We start from the raw sequence: 19,939 nt of genomic DNA, 5'->3' as shown, positions 1-19,939 counted from the left end.
TATATATAATTAAACAAAATTTTAATTCTAATTTTTTCTTAGTGATGATCGTGTTCTTCAACCGCCATCCCTATAAATAACGATGATAACATCGTAAAAATATAAGCCTGTAAAAATGCTACTAAAACTTCTATTAACGTTAAAAATAAGGTTAATAAAAATGAAATGCTTGTTGCTCCTGCAGTTCCAAACTTCGCTTTCAATAATATCATTAATGCTGCAATACCCATAACCACTGAGTGACCTGCAGTAATGTTTGCAAATAAACGCACAAATAACGAAAATGGTTTTGTTAACATCCCTAACACTTCAATAGGTGCTAACACAATTTTCATTAGCACAGGAACTCCTGGCATCCAAAAAATATGCTTCCAATAATCTTTGTTCCCTGAAAACTGAACGATAAAAAACGTGAACATTGCTAAACAAACAGTAACTGCAATTTGTCCTGTAACGTTAAACCCTAATGGGGTTAATCCTAATAAGTTTAAAGCCCAAATAAAGAAAAACACTGTTAATAAGAATCCCATAAACCTACGGTAATGTTTTTCTCCGATGTTCGGACGTGCAATTTCGTCTCTTACATATAACACTAATGGTTCTAAAACACGTGCAAAACCTGTAGGCACTGGTCCTTTCTTGTACCCACTTGCTAATCCTCTAAATCCAAAAAACATCAATAAACCCACTAACAACATACCAAACACACTCTTAGTAATAGAAAAATCTAACACTTTGTGTGCGTTTGTCGCGTGATGAGACTCATCAAAAGCAACAGCTGTTGCTCCTTCGTTTAATTCGTATATTTTACTGTGAATTTTAGCAAATTTTACACCTCCGTTTTCTACGACAACATGACCGTCATCGTTGTGGTGAAATTCAGAAGACATAAATGTTTTTAATCCTTGACTTGTCCAAACAATTACAGGTAACGGAAAACCAATATGCTTACGCTCTCCTGCATCGTTTGTATATGAAAACAATGTAAAATCATGAGAGTCTGCTAAGTGGTGCTTAATGTATCCATCAATTTCACTCTTGGTGTTAACTCTTCCTCCATCATTTGAATTAGAAGTTGTATCTCCTCCTCCAGCGAATGCTGTAAATGAACTAAATACTATTGCTAGTACCGTTAAAAAATAGATAGGTTTTTTTGCTATCATCATACCTTGTTAAATATAGAATTATGGTCTCTAAATTTCCGTGCAAAGGTACACAATAAATTAAAACTACAAACGGTTTTTTTATTTAGTTTCACTAAGCTTAGAAAAGGGCACAAAAAACAGCGAACTATCTATTATTCAACAACTTTGAAACACTCGCAGCTTCAACAAATAAAAAAGTAAGAATAGGAATTAGTATCGATATTTTTTCTGGTTTGGTTAAACCTGTTTCAGAAAATATGGAATCTTGATATAACAAAATGAACACTCCAAACTTCACCAACATCAAACCAAGATACAAGTACCCTGTTTCATTAGGCAAATAATTTACCACAGCCTCAACAGCTATATAAATTACCAGTGAAGCAATTACATTGAACACATACACTGACAACAACGGAAAGGATAAATTTATCGTGTTTTTTTCTATGAAGTAACTATTAATAAAGAAGCCTATAGCAGCTAATATAATTGCAACTATAGTAAAAAGTATAATTCGTTTAATCATCTAATCATCATTATTTGTTAGTTTTATAACCTCTCTTATTACAGAGTACATAGATATAAATACTGCTGTAAGTGTACAAATTTTTACGTAAAGTTGATTGTCGTTTGGGTATTTTTGATCTAACCATTCACCTAGTAAACTTCCTAGGTAAATAGTTAGTCCCATTTGAAGTGCGATTCCTGTGAATCGTATGTATTTATTAAGCGGTTTTTTCTTTGAGTCTTTGCTCATTTTTATTCAATTCTTTTACCGCTCCTTTCATGGCACAAGTAGCATTGAATTCAGCTCCTGGCTCTACAGATAACTTTCCAATAACTACATCTCCAGTAATGTTTGCCGATGATTTTACTGTTAAGGTATTTGACACGAATAATTCTCCTGAAAATGCACCTTCAACATCTGCATTAGCGCACTCTACTTTTCCTTTAATAAAACCTGTGCTACCAATTATTACTCTACCATTAGTTTCTATAGTTCCTTCTAAGGTTCCGTCGATTCTAAAATCTCCTTCAGAAATGATTTCTCCAGTAATTTTAGTGTTTTTTCCTATAATGTTTCTCTCTGCAACTTTGTTTTCTCCTGTTTTTTTACTCTCTTTACCAAACATATTCGGGGAATTTAAGGGTGTTTATGTTTTATTTAATTGTTCTATGATTTCTTTTGCTTTCTTACCTTCTTGTGTAGTTGCATAACTAACCGCAACAAACTCTAATGCTTTTTTATAGGTGTTTTTATCTTGATATTTACCTATAGCCAAGGCTTTTAGGAGGGCAAATTTAGGGATTAAATTTGAATTTTTTAGGGTAGTTGAAAAATTATCTATCTCATTAACAACCTCTTCAAACTTATTTTCTTTATATAAATAGTATATTTCTTTGTATTTATTTAAAACCTCATCTTCTTTGGTCTCTTCTACAAGTTTCTTATCAGGATGTAAGATTATTTGAGCAAAACTTGTTTCTGGATACTTCTGTAAAATAATAGTCTTGTACTCATTTGCCTTAGCTACTTCTCCTTGTTTTTTATAGATCTGATACAAATGGTAACTTATAGGCAATTCCAACGTGTCATCTGTGCTAACTTCTCTTAAACGCTCCAGGTTTTTAATGGCTAATGTTTCATTTGTAAACTGCTCTTTATAAATTAACCCTAGTTGATATAATGCGTCGTTGCGTTCTTTTACTAGCTCATTAATTATATTTTCATCTGTAGGTATGGCATCAAGATATGTTGAAAGCTCATACCTCTTATTTACTTTATTCCCATCTGTATCATTTGACACATTGTCTGCGACACCAATAGATTTGTCTGATAATCGCCAGTTGTCTTCTAGTGGGCGTGTTCCCCATATTTTTTGAAACTCTGCTCTCCCAAATCCTAAGGCTTGCGTATTGTAAAAGTACCACTTCCCTTTATTTGCATTATTATTTATAGCTGTTCCACCTCCAAAACCGCTTCCAAAGTTCTGAGCATTGAGTATTTGTTGTCTTTTTTCTTCATCTTCTTTCTTTATTTTTTCTATGTACGCTTCAAAAAAAGAAGTTCTTTCTTCTGATGTCATAGCTACCAAGCCAAGAATACTATCATTCTTTTTAACTGTTTCTTCGTACTTCCTTAAAGTTGTGAGCCCTTTATTTTTTCTACGAACTCTACGAATTCTTTTTTCTTGATCGAATTCTTTGGAAACAACTTGCAATATACTATCGTAATATGAACCCGCTAACAAGTAGTTTTCTTTTTCAAAAGCCATGTTTGCTAAACGTTCATACGCATAGGTTTTTTGGTAGTTGTTATTGTGTTTCGCTTGTAACGATTTTTTATAATATTCTGCTGCTGCTTCAGGATTATTTCTCCCTTCTTGAATTACTCCTGCCTGATAATATAATTCGTTTAAAAACTTACGGTTATCAGAATTTTTAATCAGTTTTCTCAACCTCGCCAACATTAGTATTGATGTTGAATCATTCGGAGTATTTTTAGCAAGTTCAATATTCGCTCTTATACGGAATTTATCTGGTGCTCTTTTAAATTCTGATAGTTTTTGAAACACCATTCTTGCGGAGTCTTTTCTGTCTAATTCACTATAAACCTGACCTAAAACAAACATATTTCGAGCTGACTGCTCTCTGTTATAATGTGTTTTAGTAGCCAATTTTAGGTAGTCTACCATTTTTTGAATGGTATCAGTTTGCTCATAAGCCATTGCCATGGCGGTATAAGCTTCCTCCTTGACTGATTTATTTATTCTTTCTTTCTCATCTAAAACATCTAATAGCAACAGCAGGGTTTCTATTGCTCTTTTTTCATTCCCTAAGCGAATATTTGCCTTAGCCCTCCAAATTTTTGTTTCGTAATTTAAGTCCGCTTTCGGATAATTAACTATTACGTAATTAAAAGCTTCTAAGGCAGGAATAAACCGTTGGGTATAGTATCTTGACTTTCCTAACAACAAATAAGCGTCATCTATCTGGCTATTTCTTTCATAGCCATTGATGTTCATTGAATGAGTTTGAACTGCTTTTATCGCTTTTTCTTCTGCTTTTTCAAAAGGCGTAAGGCTTTTATTCTCTTCTTCATCTACATTAAATCCTGTTCCAGGGTTGAGTACTTTTGTCGTTAGTTTGCTCTCATCAAAAGATATAGGTTCTATTTGTAAGCGTTTCCAAAAATTGTCTTCGTGCTTTTCTTGAAGTTCGTTAAGTCCTTTTAAATACGCTTGCTCTCCATTAAAAAGCACATTGTACTTTGTAGTAACTGCATGGTAACTTCGGTTCACAAAAGCATCTTTTTTAACACTACACGAATACACGATAGCTGCTAAAACACTGAATACTATTATCTTTACCCCTTTTTTCATATACTATTGTTTTTACAGTACAACAACGTAATAATTGTATTTTTTGTACGTAAAGAGGTAAAAATAATAATTATAAGATGATTTCTACCTTGTTTTATGCAGAAAAATAGCTTTCTAATTCTTGTAAGGTTTCTTGCGATGTGTTTATATCCTTTACAATGTTTCCTTTGTCTAAAACTACTATACGCTCACAAACCTCTGTTACATGACTTAAATCGTGGCTAGAAACCAATACTGTAACGTCGTTATTTTCTGTTAGTTTTTTGATGATTTTTTTTAGTCGAATTTGTGTTGTAGGGTCTAAATTAGCGAAAGGTTCGTCTAAAATTATCACTTGCGGATTCCCCATCATTGCAGCAACAATACCTACCTTTTTCTGATTTCCTTTACTTAAACTTCGTAAATACTTTTTCTTTCCTAAAATTTCATCATTAAAAAACTCATCAAATTGAGCTAAGAAGTTTTGTACATCAGCTTTATTCATTCCACGTAAGTCACCAACAAAATCAAAATATTCTTCAGGTGTTAAGTACCCTATTAAAAAAGTTTCATCTATAAACGACCCTGTAAACGTCTTCCAATTTTCACTTTTATTTACAGTAACTTCATTATTTATAATTTCTCCTGTAGTTGGTCTAATTAAATCTAACAGCAGGTTAAATAGCGTCGTTTTTCCTGCTCCATTATTTCCTACTAATCCAAAAGATTGTCCCTTAGGTATTTTTAACGCTTCTAAGTTTAAGACTTGTGTAGTTCCGTATGTTTTTGAAATGTTATTTATAAATATCATTTTGTTTCGTTTTTGGGTTGTTATGATTTTTGGCTGAATGCATGTATTACTGCGTACTTACTTTTAATGTATCTTTTTTCTATAAAGTTCATAAAGTAATTTTTGAACGCTAATGCTAGTACTCCTGCAATAGCAATTGCTAAAACTCCTGCATTAAAGCTGACAAACTTGTTGAAAACCCAGAATAGGAACATAGGAATTCCGATTATGGGAATTATGATTAAAAAATGGGTTGCACTGGTTCCTTGATAATTTGAAAACCCACTTTTATTTAGATCTATACGTTTTCGGTTAAAAGAACCTGCAAATAACAAAAAGAGCGAGTTAAAACCAATATTAAATATTGCTCCTGCGGTTATCATTAAAAAAATGTTTACTCCATAGAAGTAAACATAAGGAATACTCAATAGGTATAATGCTCCTGACATTACAACCATTAAATACCACTTACTTTCTAAGAATTTTCGGTAACGAATATTTTGACTCATAAGCATGTTGTAGTACTCACTATCCCACGCAGGAATAAATTGTCCATAATTTATCGTAAAACCTCCTGTCACAAAAATTGCTGCAAAGACTAAGAAAGCAGGCATTTTTTCTCGATATGTTTCTTCTCCAAAGAAAATAGTTCCGTAAAAAAGAAATATAAACGACATAAAAAATACTGTTTTGGTACGTTTATTCCTCCAAATTTGACGAATATCATTTTTAATAAATGGTGCGACATCTCCTAGTCTATCAACAAAAGACAAATTAGACTCCTTGGCTACTTCATCTTTACTTTTTATGGCATCATCTAAATAGGCTTTTTCTCTTAATAGTTTAAAGTTTACATAATATAAACCTATCAATAGAACCACTCCTATTAATGCAAAAGCAGGAAAATTATATACTGATTGAAAAACAGGTGCAAATACATCGTTTACGTTAAATAGCTGGTATTTATTTGCAAAAAACAATATCGCTAGTACAGCAATCATTGCTCCCAGTGCGTAATTATTTTTATTGATTAGGAAATTTACATAGTTAGCACTTAACACCAGCGTAAGCATTAAAAACAACCACCCTAAAACCCCCATAACATCATAACCTTGCCCTATTAATACTATTGAAAAAGGCACATAAAAAAACAACGGCATTATATTGAAGAATGACACTGCTGATTTTCCTAATACAAAATGAACTAACTTTTCTTTTTTTACTGGTAAGTTTAGAAACGGCTTAATGTTTAGTACTGGTAATTTTTGCATTAAATAGCGAAAAATTAAATCTCCTAGTAGTAAAAAAACAAGAAATCCATTCACAAAAAAAAGAGGATCTATATCTGGATATTCTTTTTTAATGAAAAAATACCCTCCTATTCCTATCATTAAAAATGAAACTAGCATATACAATGCAAAAAGGCCCATGATAATTTTTAATGCAATACTTTTTCCGAAATAAGAGGAGCGAAAAAACTGCTTCCACTCTAACTTTAAAAAATGTGCAATCATTTGGTTTTGTTTTTGGTTGATTATCTTATTTGTCTTTTTCTACAGTTTTTTGTTACATAAAAAAAGCACCAATTTAAAAATTGATGCTTTTTAATATATTATTACAAGAGGTTTTTTACGCCCATTGACAAATTACTCCTCCCATTAAAGCTAGTGTAATAATCCAATACCCAGCATTAATAGCGACATATTTAACGCTTTTTCTTTCAAACAATGCCTGAGTGGCTAGAATAGGCAAGCCAATTAGTAGGCCTATCATCGTTCCGTGAAGGGCTCCGTGTTTAAATGTTCTAAATCGATCTCCAAAGTTTGCCATAAATTCTTGAAAATAAGCATAGGCTCCTCCTGTTTGCTCCATAAATCCTGCTTCTCCCATTAAAGTTGATTGTACTCCCCATTGATGAATTACTAATGTTTGTAATATAAAAGCTAACAAAAAACTAAATACATACGCTAAGCCAAAAATGAGCCCCATGTTTGACCCCTTCATAGATTCATCGGTAAAACCGACCTCTTTCATCCATGCGTTCTTAAAAAGCATCGGTCCATACCAAATAAAACCCATTATCATAGGTACTAATGCAGCAATTGCTGTAATTAAAAAATTAAATTTCATAAGATTATAACGTTTTGGTTGTCAATCAAATATAACAAAAAAAGCATCAAACTCACGTTTAATGCTTTTACTTATTTCTTATGGTATTATCTTTTTTATTTGATTTTTAACGACTTTGCTATCGCTTCTAACTCAAAGATAAAGTCTCTTTTATTTACTGAGGGTGCATAGGTAAAACCTTCAAAAACAAGAACCCGTTTGTTTTTTTTATCGATTATTGTGTAATTAATAAATGGTCCTGCCATAAAATCATTTTTCACTTCCCATTTCCCTCTTGTTTCATAAGCTTTTCTTCCATCAATTTCTGCATCAAAAGTGAATGGTGTATATGCCTGCTCGGTAATCATGTGCATTCCTTCTTTGCTTCCAGGTATGTATTTTTTACCTATGGTATCTCGCATTTTTGTTATATTATCTTCTACCTTGCTTTCATCTTCTAATGGATAACTATACACTAAAATATTATTGGTTCCATCTCCTCTTGCAATTCCACTTTTTAAGTGCTGACGCAACCATAAAAAATCTCCAGTATCTTCAACTAATCTAAATCTTTCTGGGATGGTTAATGAAATCCCTAATTTTTTTATTGTGTTAAATTGAGTTTCATCTAATTTTTCTTTGTTAAAAATGCTTTGAGTAAATTTTACATCTTCGTCTTTAAATAATTTAATTATTTCTTTTCCTCTGTTGCGAATTAAATCAACCAAATCTCCTTTGCTTTTGGCCGTTGCATAAACTAATATCTGAGGATCAGCATATTTATTTTTTTCTACAGCTATTTTTTCTTTCTCTCCTTCTCTAAGAATTAAAACTGCTTTTGCATGTCTCATAAACCCACTAAATCCAACAGGGTCTATTTGACTTACAGAAAGTAATGTTTCTGGTTGAGGCAAGCCTACTTGATGCTCTCCAAAAACAGAACGGATCTCATCTCCTATTTTGCCTTCCCAATCATTTCCTTTAATAACTACTAATATTTTATTGGTGTTTCCATTTGATGTTGGTAAAACATAGTCGCTTTTCCCTCCTTTATTTTTACAGGAAACAGTTATAAATATTAGGACAAATAATGCTATTAGTTTATTCATAGTTTGTGGTGTTTAGTCGTTGTTTTTTTAGCTTTTAAAAATTTTAAGTTTCATTCCTGGTTTCAAACTTTTAACACTCCAAATATTGTTCCATTTTTTAATTTCTTCAACAGAAACTGATGGATACTTTTTTGAAATGGTCCATAACGAATCTCCTTCTTTAACAACATACACCTCATGCTTACCTGTTGGTGTTTTATATTTTTTCTTTGAAACCTCTTTTGGTACAGCCATTCTTTTAGGGTAAATACTCAATCTTTGGCCTACTTTTAAGTGGTGAGTTCGTAAGCCATTCCACCGTTTAATATCACTTACGCGTACTCCAAACTTATTAGCTATTTTTCCTAAGTAGTCTCCACTTCGAACTCTGTAACGAATACGTTTATCCATTTCGAAGTATTTTGGCAATGGTTTCTCTCTTTTAGCATCGTCTTCATTTGCTAAAGTGTAAATTTCGTTTTCCTTTTCTAAGAAATCCATTAAGTTTCTTCGAGGGAGTCGAACTGCGTAGTTTTTTTCTTTTACATATGGGATAATATCTAGCTTATACGACGGGTTTAAGAAAGCTAGTAAATCTGAGTCTATGCCTGTTTTTTCTGAAATCTGATCAAAACTTATGGTTCTTTTTACACGAACTGTATCTGTTTCAAAATTGAAGATTTTAGGTGCTTCAGGATAAATATGGTGCTTTTCTGCGTATTCAAAAATATACATCGTTGCATAAAATGCTGGTACATATCCTGCTGTTTCACGGGGTAAGAACGGACGTATATTCCAATAGTTTTTATACCCTCCTGAGCGCTTTATTGCTTTTGACACATTTCCAGGCCCTGAGTTATATGCTGCTAAGGCTAAATCCCAATCACCAAAAATTTTATATAGTTGACTTAAGTATTGACAGGCTGCTTTTGTTGATTTTACTGGATCTTGGCGTTCATCTACATACGAATTTACTTTCAAATCAAACTGAACTCCTGTTCCATACATAAACTGCCATAAACCTGTTGCTCCTACCCAAGACCGAGCATCTGGTCTCAAAGCAGATTCAACAATAGCCAAGTACTTCATTTCTAACGGGATATTATACTGATCCAAGTACTGCTCAAACATTGGAAAGTAATATTGAGCACGAGCCATTAAGGCTGGATAATACTTTTTACGGTATTTTAAGTAACTGTTTATTACTTTTTCTAACGCAGGGTTGTACTCTAAATGAAACGGTGTTTTTACATTTAAATCTTGCAATCTTTTTTTTAATAAATCGGTTGTAAGAATTGTGGTTGTATTTCCTAGGATGTCTTTATCGTTGATTACATATTGAATACTATCAAACAATGATGAGTTGAATTTTTCTTCAATTAGTAAACTATCAATCATTTTTAAATCTTCCGTAGAAAATAGCTCTTGGTTTTGTGTTGGATTTATAGAATCGTTTACTACAATATTAACACTGTCTTTAGCTACGAATAAGCTATCAACAGGTTGTTGCGCAAAAATTGAAGTTGTAAAAAGGAGTAGTGTTAGTAATTTCTTCATCTTGGTTTTATAAATCTAATTCAACAGCAATTGGGCAATGATCTGAATGTTTTGCTTCTGGTAAAATATATGCTCTTGAAATTTTATTTTTTAATGGTTCGGTTACCATATTATAATCAATGCGCCAACCTTTGTTATTTGCTCTTGCATTCGCTCGGTAGCTCCACCAAGAATATTCTTGTTTTTCTGGATGTAAGTGACGGAAACTGTCAATAAACCCGCTATTGATAAATTTCCCTAACCATTCTCGTTCTTCTGGTAAAAACCCAGATACTCCTTTCATTTTTGGATTGTGGATATCTATTTCTTCATGACAAATATTGTAATCTCCACAAATAACTAAGTTAGGAATTTCTTTTCTTAACTCAGTAGCATAGGTTAAGATTTCATCCATGTAGTTGAATTTATAGTCTAATCGAGCACTATTAGTTCCAGAAGGTAAATACATACTCATTACAGATACCTCATCGAAATCTACACGAAGATTTCTTCCTTCAAAGTCCATCGATTCAATTCCCGTACCATACTCTACATGGTTTGGTTCTTCCTTACAAAAAATAGCTACTGATGAATACCCTTTTTTTTCTGCTGAAAACCAAAAATGATATGGATAGCCTGCGTTTTCAAACTCAGTTACATCTAATTGTTCTTTGTGAGCTTTGGTTTCTTGAATGCATATTACATCAGGATTTGCTGCTTGTAACCAATCTATAAACCCTTTTTTCAATGCGGCTCTAATTCCGTTTACGTTGTATGAGATTATTTTCATCTATTTGTTAAAATACAAAAACGTAAAGCATAGTGCTTTACGTCTTTTTTTTATCCTATAATTTTGTTAAATATCCATTTCTGGGATGTCTCCTTCCACAATTAAAGTTCCTTCTGTAGCTGCTTGAATTTCTTCTACAGATACTCCCGGTGCTCTTTCTAATAAGTGAAATTTATTGTCTTTAATTTCTAATACCGCCAGGTTGGTTACAATTTTTGTTACGCAACCTACACCTGTTAATGGTAAGGAACATTTTTTAAGCAGCTTTGATTCTCCCCTTTTATTGGTATGCATCATTGCTACAATAATGTTGTCGGCAGAGGCTACTAAATCCATTGCTCCTCCCATACCTTTCACCATTTTCCCTGGTATTTTCCAGTTCGCTATATCTCCATTTTCAGCTACTTCCATAGCTCCTAAAATAGTTAAGTGAACATGTTTTCCACGAATCATTGAAAAACTAGTAGCAGAATCAAAAAAACTAGCTCCAGGCATAGTTGTTATCGTTTGTTTTCCTGCATTGATAACATCTGCATCTTCTTCTCCTTCAAAAGGAAAAGGTCCCATACCTAATACTCCATTTTCTGATTGAAATTCTACTTCAATATCATCACGAACAAAGTTGGCTACTAATGTTGGTATTCCGATACCAAGGTTTACATAATATCCGTCTTTTACTTCTTTTGCGATTCTCTTCGCTATTCCGTTTTTATCTAACATTTTTTAATTTGAAAATTTGTTGATTTGAAAATTTGATAATTACTTCTTTTTTGAAGAAGCTATTATTTTACTTATTATCTTAATAATTGTTTTCAAATCTGTTAGTAACTTCTTTTTTGGGCTTGGATAAAATTCTGATTGTTCACATAATAATAACCAATACTCTAATTCATCAGCTTCTTTCGCTGAAATTTTAAATTTATGAATAAAATCTGCTTTACTTTCTGCATTTTGTGCTGCTCTAATATTGGCTCCTATTGATCTTCCACTTCTAAAAACCTGAGATGCCATTTCATAACGATGTAAAGCCCTTATTTCTTCTGAAAACTTGATGATTTCAAGAGAAAACTCAAAAGTTAATTTTACAATTAAATTTTCTTTATCACTTCTCTTTGTTACATTTTCAAATTTTCAAATTGATTCATTAAAGACTAGTCTCGTTTGCGAACGGTTCGTTGTTCAATTCTCTTCTCATACTTTTCTCCTTGAAAAATACGTTGTACAAAAATTCCTGGAATATGAATTTGATTTGGGTCTAATTCTCCTACTGGGACTAACTCCTCAACCTCAGCAACTGTAATGGTAGCTGCCCCACACATATTTGGGTTAAAGTTTCTTGAAGTTCCTTTAAAAATTAAGTTTCCAGCAGCATCACCTTTCCATGCTTTTACAAAAGCAAAGTCTGCTTTAAATGCTGGTTCCAATACATACATTTTTCCATCAAACTCACGAGTTTCTTTTCCTTCTGCTACTTCTGTTCCATAACCCGCTGGGGTATAAAATGCTGGGAATCCTGCTTGTGCTGCTCTACATTTTTCGGCTAAAGTTCCTTGAGGTGTTAATTCTACTTCTAATTCTCCAGACAACATTTGACGCTCAAATTCATCATTTTCTCCTACGTAAGAAGAAATCATTTTCTTTATTTGACGATGTTGTAATAACAACCCTAAACCAAAATCATCAACTCCTGCGTTATTGGAAATACAAGTAACATCTTTTACTCCTATTTTTACTAACTCAGCAATAGCATTTTCAGGTATTCCACATAAACCGAACCCTCCTAACATAAAGGTCATTCCATCTTGTACACCCTGCAATGCTTCTTGTACGTTATTTACTTTTTTATTTATCATTATAGTTGTTGTTTTTAAGCTTTACTCACTAAGTGAGGTTTTAAATACTTTACAATTTACTAAAAATCTGTATCGTCTGGTACTGCTTCTTGTTCCTCTCCTTCTTTTGGTTCCTCAACTTTTGAACAGTCTAAGTTTATACTTATATCTTTAGGTTTTTCAAAACTTTCTTGACTAATATCTAATGTTTTATCTTCATAACACTTTCTCATAAAAATTGCCCAAGTTGGTAATGACATGGTCGCACCTTGTCCATATCTTAATCCTGCAAAATGTGTAGCTCTATCTTCTCCTCCAGTCCAAACACCAGTTGCTAAGTTAGGAACAATTCCCATGAACCAACCATCAGATTGGTTTTGCGTTGTACCTGTTTTACCTGCTATAGGATTTGTAAACTTGTAAGGAAACCCTGTTACTGCATCTCCCCCTGATGTCCATGTTGATCGTAAACGAGCTCCAGAACCTACTTGAGTTACTCCTTTCATAAGGTCTAAAATTACATATGCAGACTCTTCACTTAACACTTCTTTAGTTTCAGGTACAAACTCTTCTAAAACAGTTCCGTTTTTATCTTCTATTCGGGTAATCATTAATGGACTTACACGCAATCCTTTATTGGCAAAAGTTGAGTATGCACTTACCATTTCTAATAACGATAAGTCAATTGCTCCTAATGCAATAGACGGATTTGCCTCTAATTTAGATGTTATTCCTGAAGACTCTGCAAGTCGAACTACATTTATAGGTGAGACTTTATCAATTAATTGTGCTGTAATCACATTTATTGATTTTGCTAAGGCTTCTTTTAATGTCAGTTCACCTCCGTATTTACCTCCTGCATTTTTAGGTGTCCAATCTTCTGGCATTCCGTATTTTTCCTTAGGAATTGTATATGGAGTATTAGGTAACATATCACAAGGAGACATTTTTAGCTGATTGATGGCTGTGGCGTATACAAATGGTTTAAATGTTGAACCTACTTGGCGTTTTTGTTGCTCTACTGCATCAAACTTAAAGTATTTGTGATTGATTCCTCCTACCCACGCTTTTATATGACCTGTTTGAGGCTCAATAGATACCAAACCTGAACGCAAGAAATATTTATAGTAACGAATTGAATCGTAAGGGGTCATTACCGTATCGCGTTCACCTTTCCAAGTAAAAATGCGCATATCGGTTTCGGTCTTAAATGCTTTATCTATTTCCTCTTCAGATTTCCCAGCTAACTTCATTCGCTTGTAACGATCTGAATTTTGTTTGGCTCTTCTTATAATTTTGTCTATATCACTTTTGCTAATATCATAAAAAGGTGCCGTTTTATTTCTTTTTTGTTCTTTGTCAAAATATGATTGAAGGTTAGCCATGTGTTCATACACTGCTTCTTCTGCATACTTCTGCATACGAGAATCTATCGTTGTATAAATTTTTAATCCGTCTCTGTAAATATTATATTCTTCTCCGTTTGGCTTCGGATGTTCTTTTACCCATTCTTTCAAAATGCTTCTCAAATGTTCTCTAAAGTATGTGGCTAAACCATCACTATGACCTTCTCTATTAATATTGAGCCCTAAACCTAACTTTTGTAATGAGTCTTTTTGTTGCTGAGTGATAAATTCATTTCTATTCATTTGTTTTAAAACAACATTTCTTCGTTGCTTTACCATCTCTTTTCTTCTTAACGGATTAAACAAAGAAGAGTTTTTAAGCATTCCTACTAACATTGCAGACTCTTCTACATCTAACTCTTTGGGTTCTTTTCCAAAATAAATACGCGCTGCAGAACGAACTCCGACTGCCTGATTTAAGAAGTCGTATTTATTTAAATACATGGTTATGATTTCTTCTTTCGTGTATTGACGCTCAAGTTTAATAGCTACGACCCATTCTTTTACTTTTTGAAGTACCCTTTTTAAAATATTTCGAGAAGCTTTTCCTGTAAACAACATTTTAGCTAGCTGTTGAGTTATTGTACTCGCTCCTCCACTTCCCGGTTTAAAAATAGCTCTTGCTGTTCCTCTAAAGTCTATTCCTGAATGTTCATAAAAGCGTTCATCTTCTGTTGCCACTAACGCTTTAACCATGCTCTCTGGTATGTCTTTGTACTTTATGGGTGTTCTATTTTCAACAGCATATTTTCCTAAAGTTTTCCCATCTGATGAAATAATTTCTGTTGCTAAATTATTTTCTGGGTTTTCTAATTCTTCAAAAGTAGGTAGTGCTCCAAATACTCCCCAAGAAGCTAGCAAAAAAAGCAGGCTAACAAATAGAAAGCCTCCTATAATAATGCCCCAAAACCATTTAATATACTTACTAAAACTTGTTGTTTTCTTCTCTGTCATTACTTTATTTTTTCTATTCTAAACCCCACATGAGTTATTCCTTCTAATTCTTCAACACCTTCTATTTCTGCATTTTTCCGCATGGCTTGTCGAACTTTAAAAGTATACTCTCCTTTTCGGGGAAACGTTATATTTTCTTTATAAAAAAGTTTATTTTCTTTAATATCTGTAAAACCTTGTCCTAAAAATTTTCCTGTAACATCAGCCATATCATATTCTAACGTGTCTATGATTATTTGTCCATCAGGAAAATTCATTTGTGTAATTAAAAAAAGATTACTGTATGCATAATCTTTATTATTTCTAAGGTTTATAAAAAGGTTTTTCTTACCAATAGAGTCATTAATTGGAAATGTAAATTGTATTGTATTTCTTTTATTCCATGAGCTTTTAGGAAGCGCAATATATTTATCAAACTCACTATTTGAATCACATGAAGCTAATAGCATGGCTACTAAAAAAAAGAGGCCAATTTTATTTCTCATTATTGGTATTATTTTTATTATCGCTATTGTTTCTTTTTCGTTGATTGTTATTTTTCCTCCTAGGGTTCTTTGTTTTCTTTGGTTGCCCTTGCGGTTTATCCGTAGTTTTATTTTCTGGTTTGGGCTTTCTGGTTTTAGGGTTGTTTTTAGGTCTTGGTTTCCTATTATCAACTCTCTTTTTTTCTGTTTTTTGGCCTCCTTCAGTTTTTTCCGTTTTCCCTTGTGGTTTTTTCTTTTGCCTTTTATTTGTTTGCGGTTGCTTATCTACTTCCGTTTTACTTGTTGGTTTTCTTTTTCTACGTCTACTGTTTTTACGACTTTTTTTAGGTACATCAAAACGGGTTAAACTATCTTGACCAACAACATTTTCAAAGTCAACTGAAATTTCTTCGGTTATCTCCAATTCATATTCTTCTAACGGTAACGCAAGTTCATTATTTTTATTTAACTCTATAATTTCTTGAACTTGTTCTAACGATAGTTTATACCATTTAAAACTTTCTTCTTTATAAGTGTACCAAAGTAGTTTTTTAAAGATATCCATCTTAACAAAAACAGCGTCTCCTTTTTCTGTTTTTAGCACTTTATCTTGCTTTGGAAAGCTTTGTAATGCATCTAAATACGTATCTAATTCGTAGTTTAAACAACATTTTAACTTACCACACTGTCCTGCTAGTTTTAACGGATTTAATGATAGCTGCTGATAGCGGGCTGCTGCTGTATTTACTTTTCTAAAATCGGTTAACCAAGTAGAACAACATAATTCTCTACCACAAGAGCCAATTCCTCCTAAACGAGCTGCCTCTTGACGCATTCCTACCTGACGCATTTCTACTCTAATAGAAAAAGCGCTAGCTAAGTCACGAATTAACTGACGAAAATCTACACGTTCATCTGCTGTGTAATAAAACGTAGCTTTGGTTCCGTCTCCTTGATATTCAACGTCAGAAAGTTTCATTTTTAAGCCTAAACGGCTAACAATTTCTCTTCCTTTTCGTTGTGTTTCTAATTCTCTTTCTCTGGCTTCTTGCCAAACATCAATATCTTTTTGAGAGGCTTTTCTGTAAATTTTCTTTACTTCATCACTATCTGCAGTAATTTTTCTTTTTTTCATTTGAACTCTTACAAGCTCTCCTGCTAAAGAAACAATACCAACATCGTGCCCTGAAGATCCTTCAACTGCAACCACATCTCCCATGGAAAGAGTTAAGTTTTCAGAGTTTTTATAAAAATGTTTTCGTCCATTTTTAAAACGGACTTCAAAAATATTAAATGGTGCTTCACCTGAAGGTAAAGTCATATTTGATAACCAATCAAAAACAGCGAGTTTATTTCCACTTCCACATGTGCCTGTTGCACAATTTCCGTTACTCTTACAGCCATTTGGCACACCGCTTTTGTTAGTTGAGCAACTGCTACAACTCATACGATAGTATATTTTTTTGAAATATTTTTTAAACCTGTGGTATTTACAGTATCAAAAAATATTTTTATTATTTGATTTTCAGTCGTATAAAATTTACTTTATAACAACTATCCTTAATCTGTAAAGATACATATTCTAATGAAAAGTGAAAATTGATTTTTTTTAAAAGAAAAGTGCGCTTTTTTTCCACAAAAAAGTATGTTTCATAAGAAATATCCAAAAAAACAAGAAAGATAATTTTAGTTAAAACTACAGTTTGTACCCAATACTAAATAACACAACTCTTGGCATTATATGTGTTTTAGTGTCAGAAATTAAGTAATCTGAAAAACTATTACTTTGCCTGAAGTTTGTATTAAATAAATTTTGAGTTGTAAGTTTAAATAACCATGGACTATCTTCTTTTTGATACGATAAAGTAGCATTTGCAATGTCATACTTATTTTTAACTACTAATGATTTATTTTGATAATCATAATGCCTATAATCAAAATTAAAAATAAAACCTTTTAAAAAATCATAATCTATAGTTACAAAAGGCTCATTGATTATAAAACTTGAGGTAGAATTACTAGAAGTGTAGTTACCTCTGGTTCTTTTATAACCAACCTCTATCGTTGGAAACTTATCTAATAAAGTTTCTGCACCTATTTCAAAGTTGTAGTTGGTATTTTTATTTGTTACAAAGACATTATTAACACTTTGTAAGTACTTTGAATTATTATATGCCCCGCTAAGTTTATAACGTATTTTTTTTATTTTCTTTCTTAAAGAACCTCTAACACTCCAATCTTCATTCGGGTTTTCAAGTAACTGTGTTGTTAAAAAGCGATTTACACCATCAAAATTCACAGCATTTCTAAAACCTTTTACTTTTTTAGTATATCGCGCTGTTCCAAATAACACCAACCCTTTATATAAACTAAAACGACTGTAACGTATACGTGCCGAATGATATAGTTCATTTTCTAAATTTGAGTTCCCTCTAAACACCGAGTTATAAGATTGTAAGTAAAAACGATTGGCTAACTGAGAAGCATTTGAAAAGTTTGTTTTTAAATTATAATTCAACTCTATTTTCTTTGACTTATTGAATTCTACTTTCATTAAAAAGTCGGGCAGTAATACCCACTTCTGTTTATCAATAAGCTGTTCCTGTTTTATCTTCCAATGGTAGTTATGCAAGTAGGCACCTTGTTTAAACGTAAATATTCCTGTACGGAATTTGTAATGAATCCCTGCAAAAAAATCGTTATGTTTAAAAATAGTATTGTTGTTAAATCCGTCTGATGTAAAATCATTCCTACTCTCATCGTCTAATAACTGAAAATCATTACTTGAAAACTTTTCTTGTTGATAGGTATTTCCAATTGTCGAATAAATGTGGTTATTAGTATTTAACACCCAAAAATCTTTAAAGACTGTGTATAAATAGTGTTTCTCAGTAAACTTGTCTTGAAATAACCGCAATTGACTTTGTGTCGTATCTACAGGCTGTACAATATTTTGTATAGTTTTAGCGTATGTGTCTGATGCTATCCAACTACTATTAGGACTATTCTTGTCAAACGTATAATCAGCTATTGCAGAAAAGGTATGTGTGTTAGACTGGTCTTTGTGCCATTCAATATTTTGATTTACATACCAAATATTATTTTCTCTATCGGTAAAAATGTTATTATTATCTGTATTAATTACAGACGAAATGCTATTTTCATTAGATATATTCGATTTTTTTACCTGAGTTCTTACATACCATTGCTCTTTGGTATTTGGAGCATACTCCATATTTAATTTACCAATACCTAGCAAGTTTTCACTGCTTGACTTTTTACTTTTATCTTCACTAAACGTAATGTACTCATTAAGCACTTCACTAAAACTAGTAGTATTACTCTGTGAAAAAATCACATACCCAGAAACATCTAATTTACTCGCTACCGTTTTGGTTATATTCAACGCTCCAAAGCGTTGACTACTGCTTAAAACATCACTATTTTCTAAAAATTGAGAAAAATCACCACCTTTCCAGTTAAAGTTACCACTAAACACAGCATTAACACCTCCTTGGAAATTCATGTAATCTTCAAATGTAAATGTTTTTTCGCCTATATTATTTAGGTTCCCTATAAAGTTTACATTATTTTTTGGTGAATAATAAAATAAATTAGCACTAGCTTTATGGTAAGAATCATAACCAACATTAGCTCCTGCTTCAACATCTCCAAACACAAAACGCTTTTTGTCTTCTTTTAATTGAATGTTCATCGCCATATCATCAGAATCTGATACACCTTTTAAAAAAGCAACTTCATTATAGTTATCAATGACTTCTACCTTATCAACTGCATTCGCTGGAATATTCTCTACCCCCAGCTTGGTACCACCTCCAAAAAACTTTTTACCATCTACTAGTAGTTTAGTTACTTTTTTTCCTTGTACCGTAACCCCTCCGTTTTTATCTACTTCAACACCTGGCAGTTTTTTTAATACATTTTTTAGTTTACGTTCACTTCCATCTATAAACTTATCAGTATTATAAATAATAGTGTCTTGTTTTACGGTAACAGGTAATTCTATGATAACTTCATCTAACTGGTTTTTAGCCTCAACTAAAACAATATCTTTAATTATATTTTCAGCAGGTGTTATTGTAAAACTTGTTGTTTCATACCCCAAATAACTAACACTAATAGTATAAATACTGTTTTTGATAAGCTCTAAACGATACCTACCCTCTTCATCAGAAATAGCAAAGCGCATGTTTTCTGTTGTTATTTGAGGTTTTGCTATTACATTGGCAAATGATAGCGGTTTTTGTAAACTATCTTTTACTATTCCTTTGAAGACAATTGTTTGAGCACTTGATAAAATGTTAATCAGTAAAGTAAAAAAAATAAGTGCTATTTTCTTTTTCATTTATTTTTAATTAATCATAAAAAGATTTTGTCAACTCATATTTATTTTAGGTTTTCAATGTATATTATCACATATAAACCCTGTGTTTCTGAAATAA

General features: G+C 32.4%; 18 protein-coding genes. All 18 read right to left on the bottom strand.

The annotated features are described in order from the left end of the window. Positions 1–38 precede the first annotated feature (38 nt). Positions 39–1,166, bottom strand: a complete 1,128-nt coding sequence (gene atpB / locus ACN0WY_RS06995) for a F0F1 ATP synthase subunit A (protein WP_417799919.1) — start codon at positions 1,164–1,166, stop codon at positions 39–41. 124 nt (positions 1,167–1,290) lie between these two features. Beyond that, on the bottom strand, positions 1,291–1,671 hold the full coding sequence (locus tag ACN0WY_RS06990; protein WP_330487806.1) for a DUF6168 family protein: 381 nt from the start codon (positions 1,669–1,671) through the stop codon (positions 1,291–1,293). Further along, positions 1,672–1,902, bottom strand: a complete 231-nt coding sequence (locus ACN0WY_RS06985; protein ID WP_330487805.1) for an AtpZ/AtpI family protein — start codon at positions 1,900–1,902, stop codon at positions 1,672–1,674. Next, a complete protein-coding gene (locus ACN0WY_RS06980; RefSeq protein WP_330487804.1) occupies positions 1,871–2,278 on the bottom strand; it encodes a polymer-forming cytoskeletal protein in 408 nt (135 codons plus the stop codon). The genes ACN0WY_RS06985 and ACN0WY_RS06980 overlap by 32 nt, the downstream gene beginning before the upstream one ends. Before the next feature lie 21 nt (positions 2,279–2,299). Further along, positions 2,300–4,528 (bottom strand): tetratricopeptide repeat protein, encoded by a 2,229-nt coding sequence (locus tag ACN0WY_RS06975; protein ID WP_417799918.1) that lies wholly within the window; start codon positions 4,526–4,528, stop codon positions 2,300–2,302. A gap of 94 nt (positions 4,529–4,622) precedes the next feature. Beyond that, positions 4,623–5,318: an ABC transporter ATP-binding protein gene (locus ACN0WY_RS06970; protein WP_417799917.1), complete on the bottom strand. Its 696-nt coding sequence runs from the start codon at positions 5,316–5,318 to the stop codon at positions 4,623–4,625. 20 nt (positions 5,319–5,338) lie between these two features. Beyond that, positions 5,339–6,811: a DUF5687 family protein gene (locus tag ACN0WY_RS06965; protein ID WP_330487801.1), complete on the bottom strand. Its 1,473-nt coding sequence runs from the start codon at positions 6,809–6,811 to the stop codon at positions 5,339–5,341. A gap of 115 nt (positions 6,812–6,926) precedes the next feature. Further along, positions 6,927–7,427 carry a DUF1761 domain-containing protein gene (locus ACN0WY_RS06960; RefSeq protein ID WP_330487800.1) on the bottom strand — a complete coding sequence of 167 codons (501 nt, stop codon included), beginning with the start codon at positions 7,425–7,427 and terminating at the stop codon, positions 6,927–6,929. Positions 7,428–7,522: 95 nt separating this feature from the next. After that, the gene (locus tag ACN0WY_RS06955) at positions 7,523–8,515 is read right to left on the bottom strand and encodes a DUF4837 family protein (RefSeq protein ID WP_417799916.1); all 993 of its coding nucleotides are present in this window, start codon (positions 8,513–8,515) and stop codon (positions 7,523–7,525) included. Positions 8,516–8,542: 27 nt separating this feature from the next. Next, positions 8,543–10,051 (bottom strand): lytic transglycosylase domain-containing protein, encoded by a 1,509-nt coding sequence (locus ACN0WY_RS06950; RefSeq protein ID WP_330487798.1) that lies wholly within the window; start codon positions 10,049–10,051, stop codon positions 8,543–8,545. 7 nt (positions 10,052–10,058) lie between these two features. Further along, positions 10,059–10,820: an exodeoxyribonuclease III gene (locus ACN0WY_RS06945; RefSeq protein ID WP_417799915.1), complete on the bottom strand. Its 762-nt coding sequence runs from the start codon at positions 10,818–10,820 to the stop codon at positions 10,059–10,061. Positions 10,821–10,886: 66 nt separating this feature from the next. Then, a complete protein-coding gene (locus tag ACN0WY_RS06940) occupies positions 10,887–11,540 on the bottom strand; it encodes a 3-oxoacid CoA-transferase subunit B (protein ID WP_330487796.1) in 654 nt (217 codons plus the stop codon). Between the two features lie 39 nt (positions 11,541–11,579). Beyond that, positions 11,580–11,909: a four helix bundle protein gene (locus ACN0WY_RS06935; RefSeq protein ID WP_330488007.1), complete on the bottom strand. Its 330-nt coding sequence runs from the start codon at positions 11,907–11,909 to the stop codon at positions 11,580–11,582. A gap of 62 nt (positions 11,910–11,971) precedes the next feature. Beyond that, entirely contained in the window at positions 11,972–12,673 is a 702-nt protein-coding gene (locus ACN0WY_RS06930; RefSeq protein ID WP_330487795.1) for a CoA transferase subunit A, read from the bottom strand. A gap of 59 nt (positions 12,674–12,732) precedes the next feature. Beyond that, complete coding sequence (locus ACN0WY_RS06925) at positions 12,733–15,012, bottom strand: penicillin-binding protein 1A (protein ID WP_330487794.1); 2,280 nt, start codon at positions 15,010–15,012, stop codon at positions 12,733–12,735. Continuing rightward, the gene (locus tag ACN0WY_RS06920) at positions 15,012–15,497 is read right to left on the bottom strand and encodes a gliding motility lipoprotein GldH (protein WP_417799914.1); all 486 of its coding nucleotides are present in this window, start codon (positions 15,495–15,497) and stop codon (positions 15,012–15,014) included. The genes ACN0WY_RS06925 and ACN0WY_RS06920 overlap by 1 nt, the downstream gene beginning before the upstream one ends. Beyond that, entirely contained in the window at positions 15,487–16,923 is a 1,437-nt protein-coding gene (gene ricT, locus ACN0WY_RS06915) for a regulatory iron-sulfur-containing complex subunit RicT (protein ID WP_417799913.1), read from the bottom strand. Before ricT ends, ACN0WY_RS06920 begins: the two co-directional genes overlap by 11 nt. Positions 16,924–17,172: 249 nt before the next feature. Further along, a complete protein-coding gene (locus ACN0WY_RS06910; RefSeq protein WP_417799912.1) occupies positions 17,173–19,842 on the bottom strand; it encodes a carboxypeptidase-like regulatory domain-containing protein in 2,670 nt (889 codons plus the stop codon). Positions 19,843–19,939 lie beyond the last annotated feature (97 nt).

The sequence above is a fragment of the Tenacibaculum sp. genome (assembly GCF_048269885.1).
Taxonomy (GTDB): Bacteria; Bacteroidota; Bacteroidia; order Flavobacteriales; family Flavobacteriaceae; genus Polaribacter.
The sequence above is the reverse complement of the archived record's forward strand: the minus strand, read 5'-3'. Positions and strand labels throughout refer to the sequence as shown.

What these genes read in the sequence shown, in the direction of transcription:
- ACN0WY_RS06960 (WP_330487800.1), bottom strand. Translation starts at nt 7,427, where the DNA reads ATGAAATTTAATTTTTTAATTACAGCAATTGCTGCATTAGTACCTATG.
- ACN0WY_RS06965 (WP_330487801.1), bottom strand. Translation starts at nt 6,811, where the DNA reads ATGATTGCACATTTTTTAAAGTTAGAGTGGAAGCAGTTTTTTCGCTCC.
- ACN0WY_RS06920 (WP_417799914.1), bottom strand. Translation starts at nt 15,497, where the DNA reads ATGAGAAATAAAATTGGCCTCTTTTTTTTAGTAGCCATGCTATTAGCT.
- ACN0WY_RS06945 (WP_417799915.1), bottom strand. Translation starts at nt 10,820, where the DNA reads ATGAAAATAATCTCATACAACGTAAACGGAATTAGAGCCGCATTGAAA.
- ACN0WY_RS06955 (WP_417799916.1), bottom strand. Translation starts at nt 8,515, where the DNA reads ATGAATAAACTAATAGCATTATTTGTCCTAATATTTATAACTGTTTCC.
- ACN0WY_RS06910 (WP_417799912.1), bottom strand. Translation starts at nt 19,842, where the DNA reads ATGAAAAAGAAAATAGCACTTATTTTTTTTACTTTACTGATTAACATT.
- ACN0WY_RS06985 (WP_330487805.1), bottom strand. Translation starts at nt 1,902, where the DNA reads ATGAGCAAAGACTCAAAGAAAAAACCGCTTAATAAATACATACGATTC.
- ACN0WY_RS06975 (WP_417799918.1), bottom strand. Translation starts at nt 4,528, where the DNA reads ATGAAAAAAGGGGTAAAGATAATAGTATTCAGTGTTTTAGCAGCTATC.
- ACN0WY_RS06990 (WP_330487806.1), bottom strand. Translation starts at nt 1,671, where the DNA reads ATGATTAAACGAATTATACTTTTTACTATAGTTGCAATTATATTAGCT.
- ACN0WY_RS06925 (WP_330487794.1), bottom strand. Translation starts at nt 15,012, where the DNA reads ATGACAGAGAAGAAAACAACAAGTTTTAGTAAGTATATTAAATGGTTT.
- atpB (WP_417799919.1), bottom strand. Translation starts at nt 1,166, where the DNA reads ATGATGATAGCAAAAAAACCTATCTATTTTTTAACGGTACTAGCAATA.
- ACN0WY_RS06970 (WP_417799917.1), bottom strand. Translation starts at nt 5,318, where the DNA reads ATGATATTTATAAATAACATTTCAAAAACATACGGAACTACACAAGTC.
- ricT (WP_417799913.1), bottom strand. Translation starts at nt 16,923, where the DNA reads ATGAGTTGTAGCAGTTGCTCAACTAACAAAAGCGGTGTGCCAAATGGC.
- ACN0WY_RS06950 (WP_330487798.1), bottom strand. Translation starts at nt 10,051, where the DNA reads ATGAAGAAATTACTAACACTACTCCTTTTTACAACTTCAATTTTTGCG.
- ACN0WY_RS06980 (WP_330487804.1), bottom strand. Translation starts at nt 2,278, where the DNA reads ATGTTTGGTAAAGAGAGTAAAAAAACAGGAGAAAACAAAGTTGCAGAG.
- ACN0WY_RS06940 (WP_330487796.1), bottom strand. Translation starts at nt 11,540, where the DNA reads ATGTTAGATAAAAACGGAATAGCGAAGAGAATCGCAAAAGAAGTAAAA.
- ACN0WY_RS06930 (WP_330487795.1), bottom strand. Translation starts at nt 12,673, where the DNA reads ATGATAAATAAAAAAGTAAATAACGTACAAGAAGCATTGCAGGGTGTA.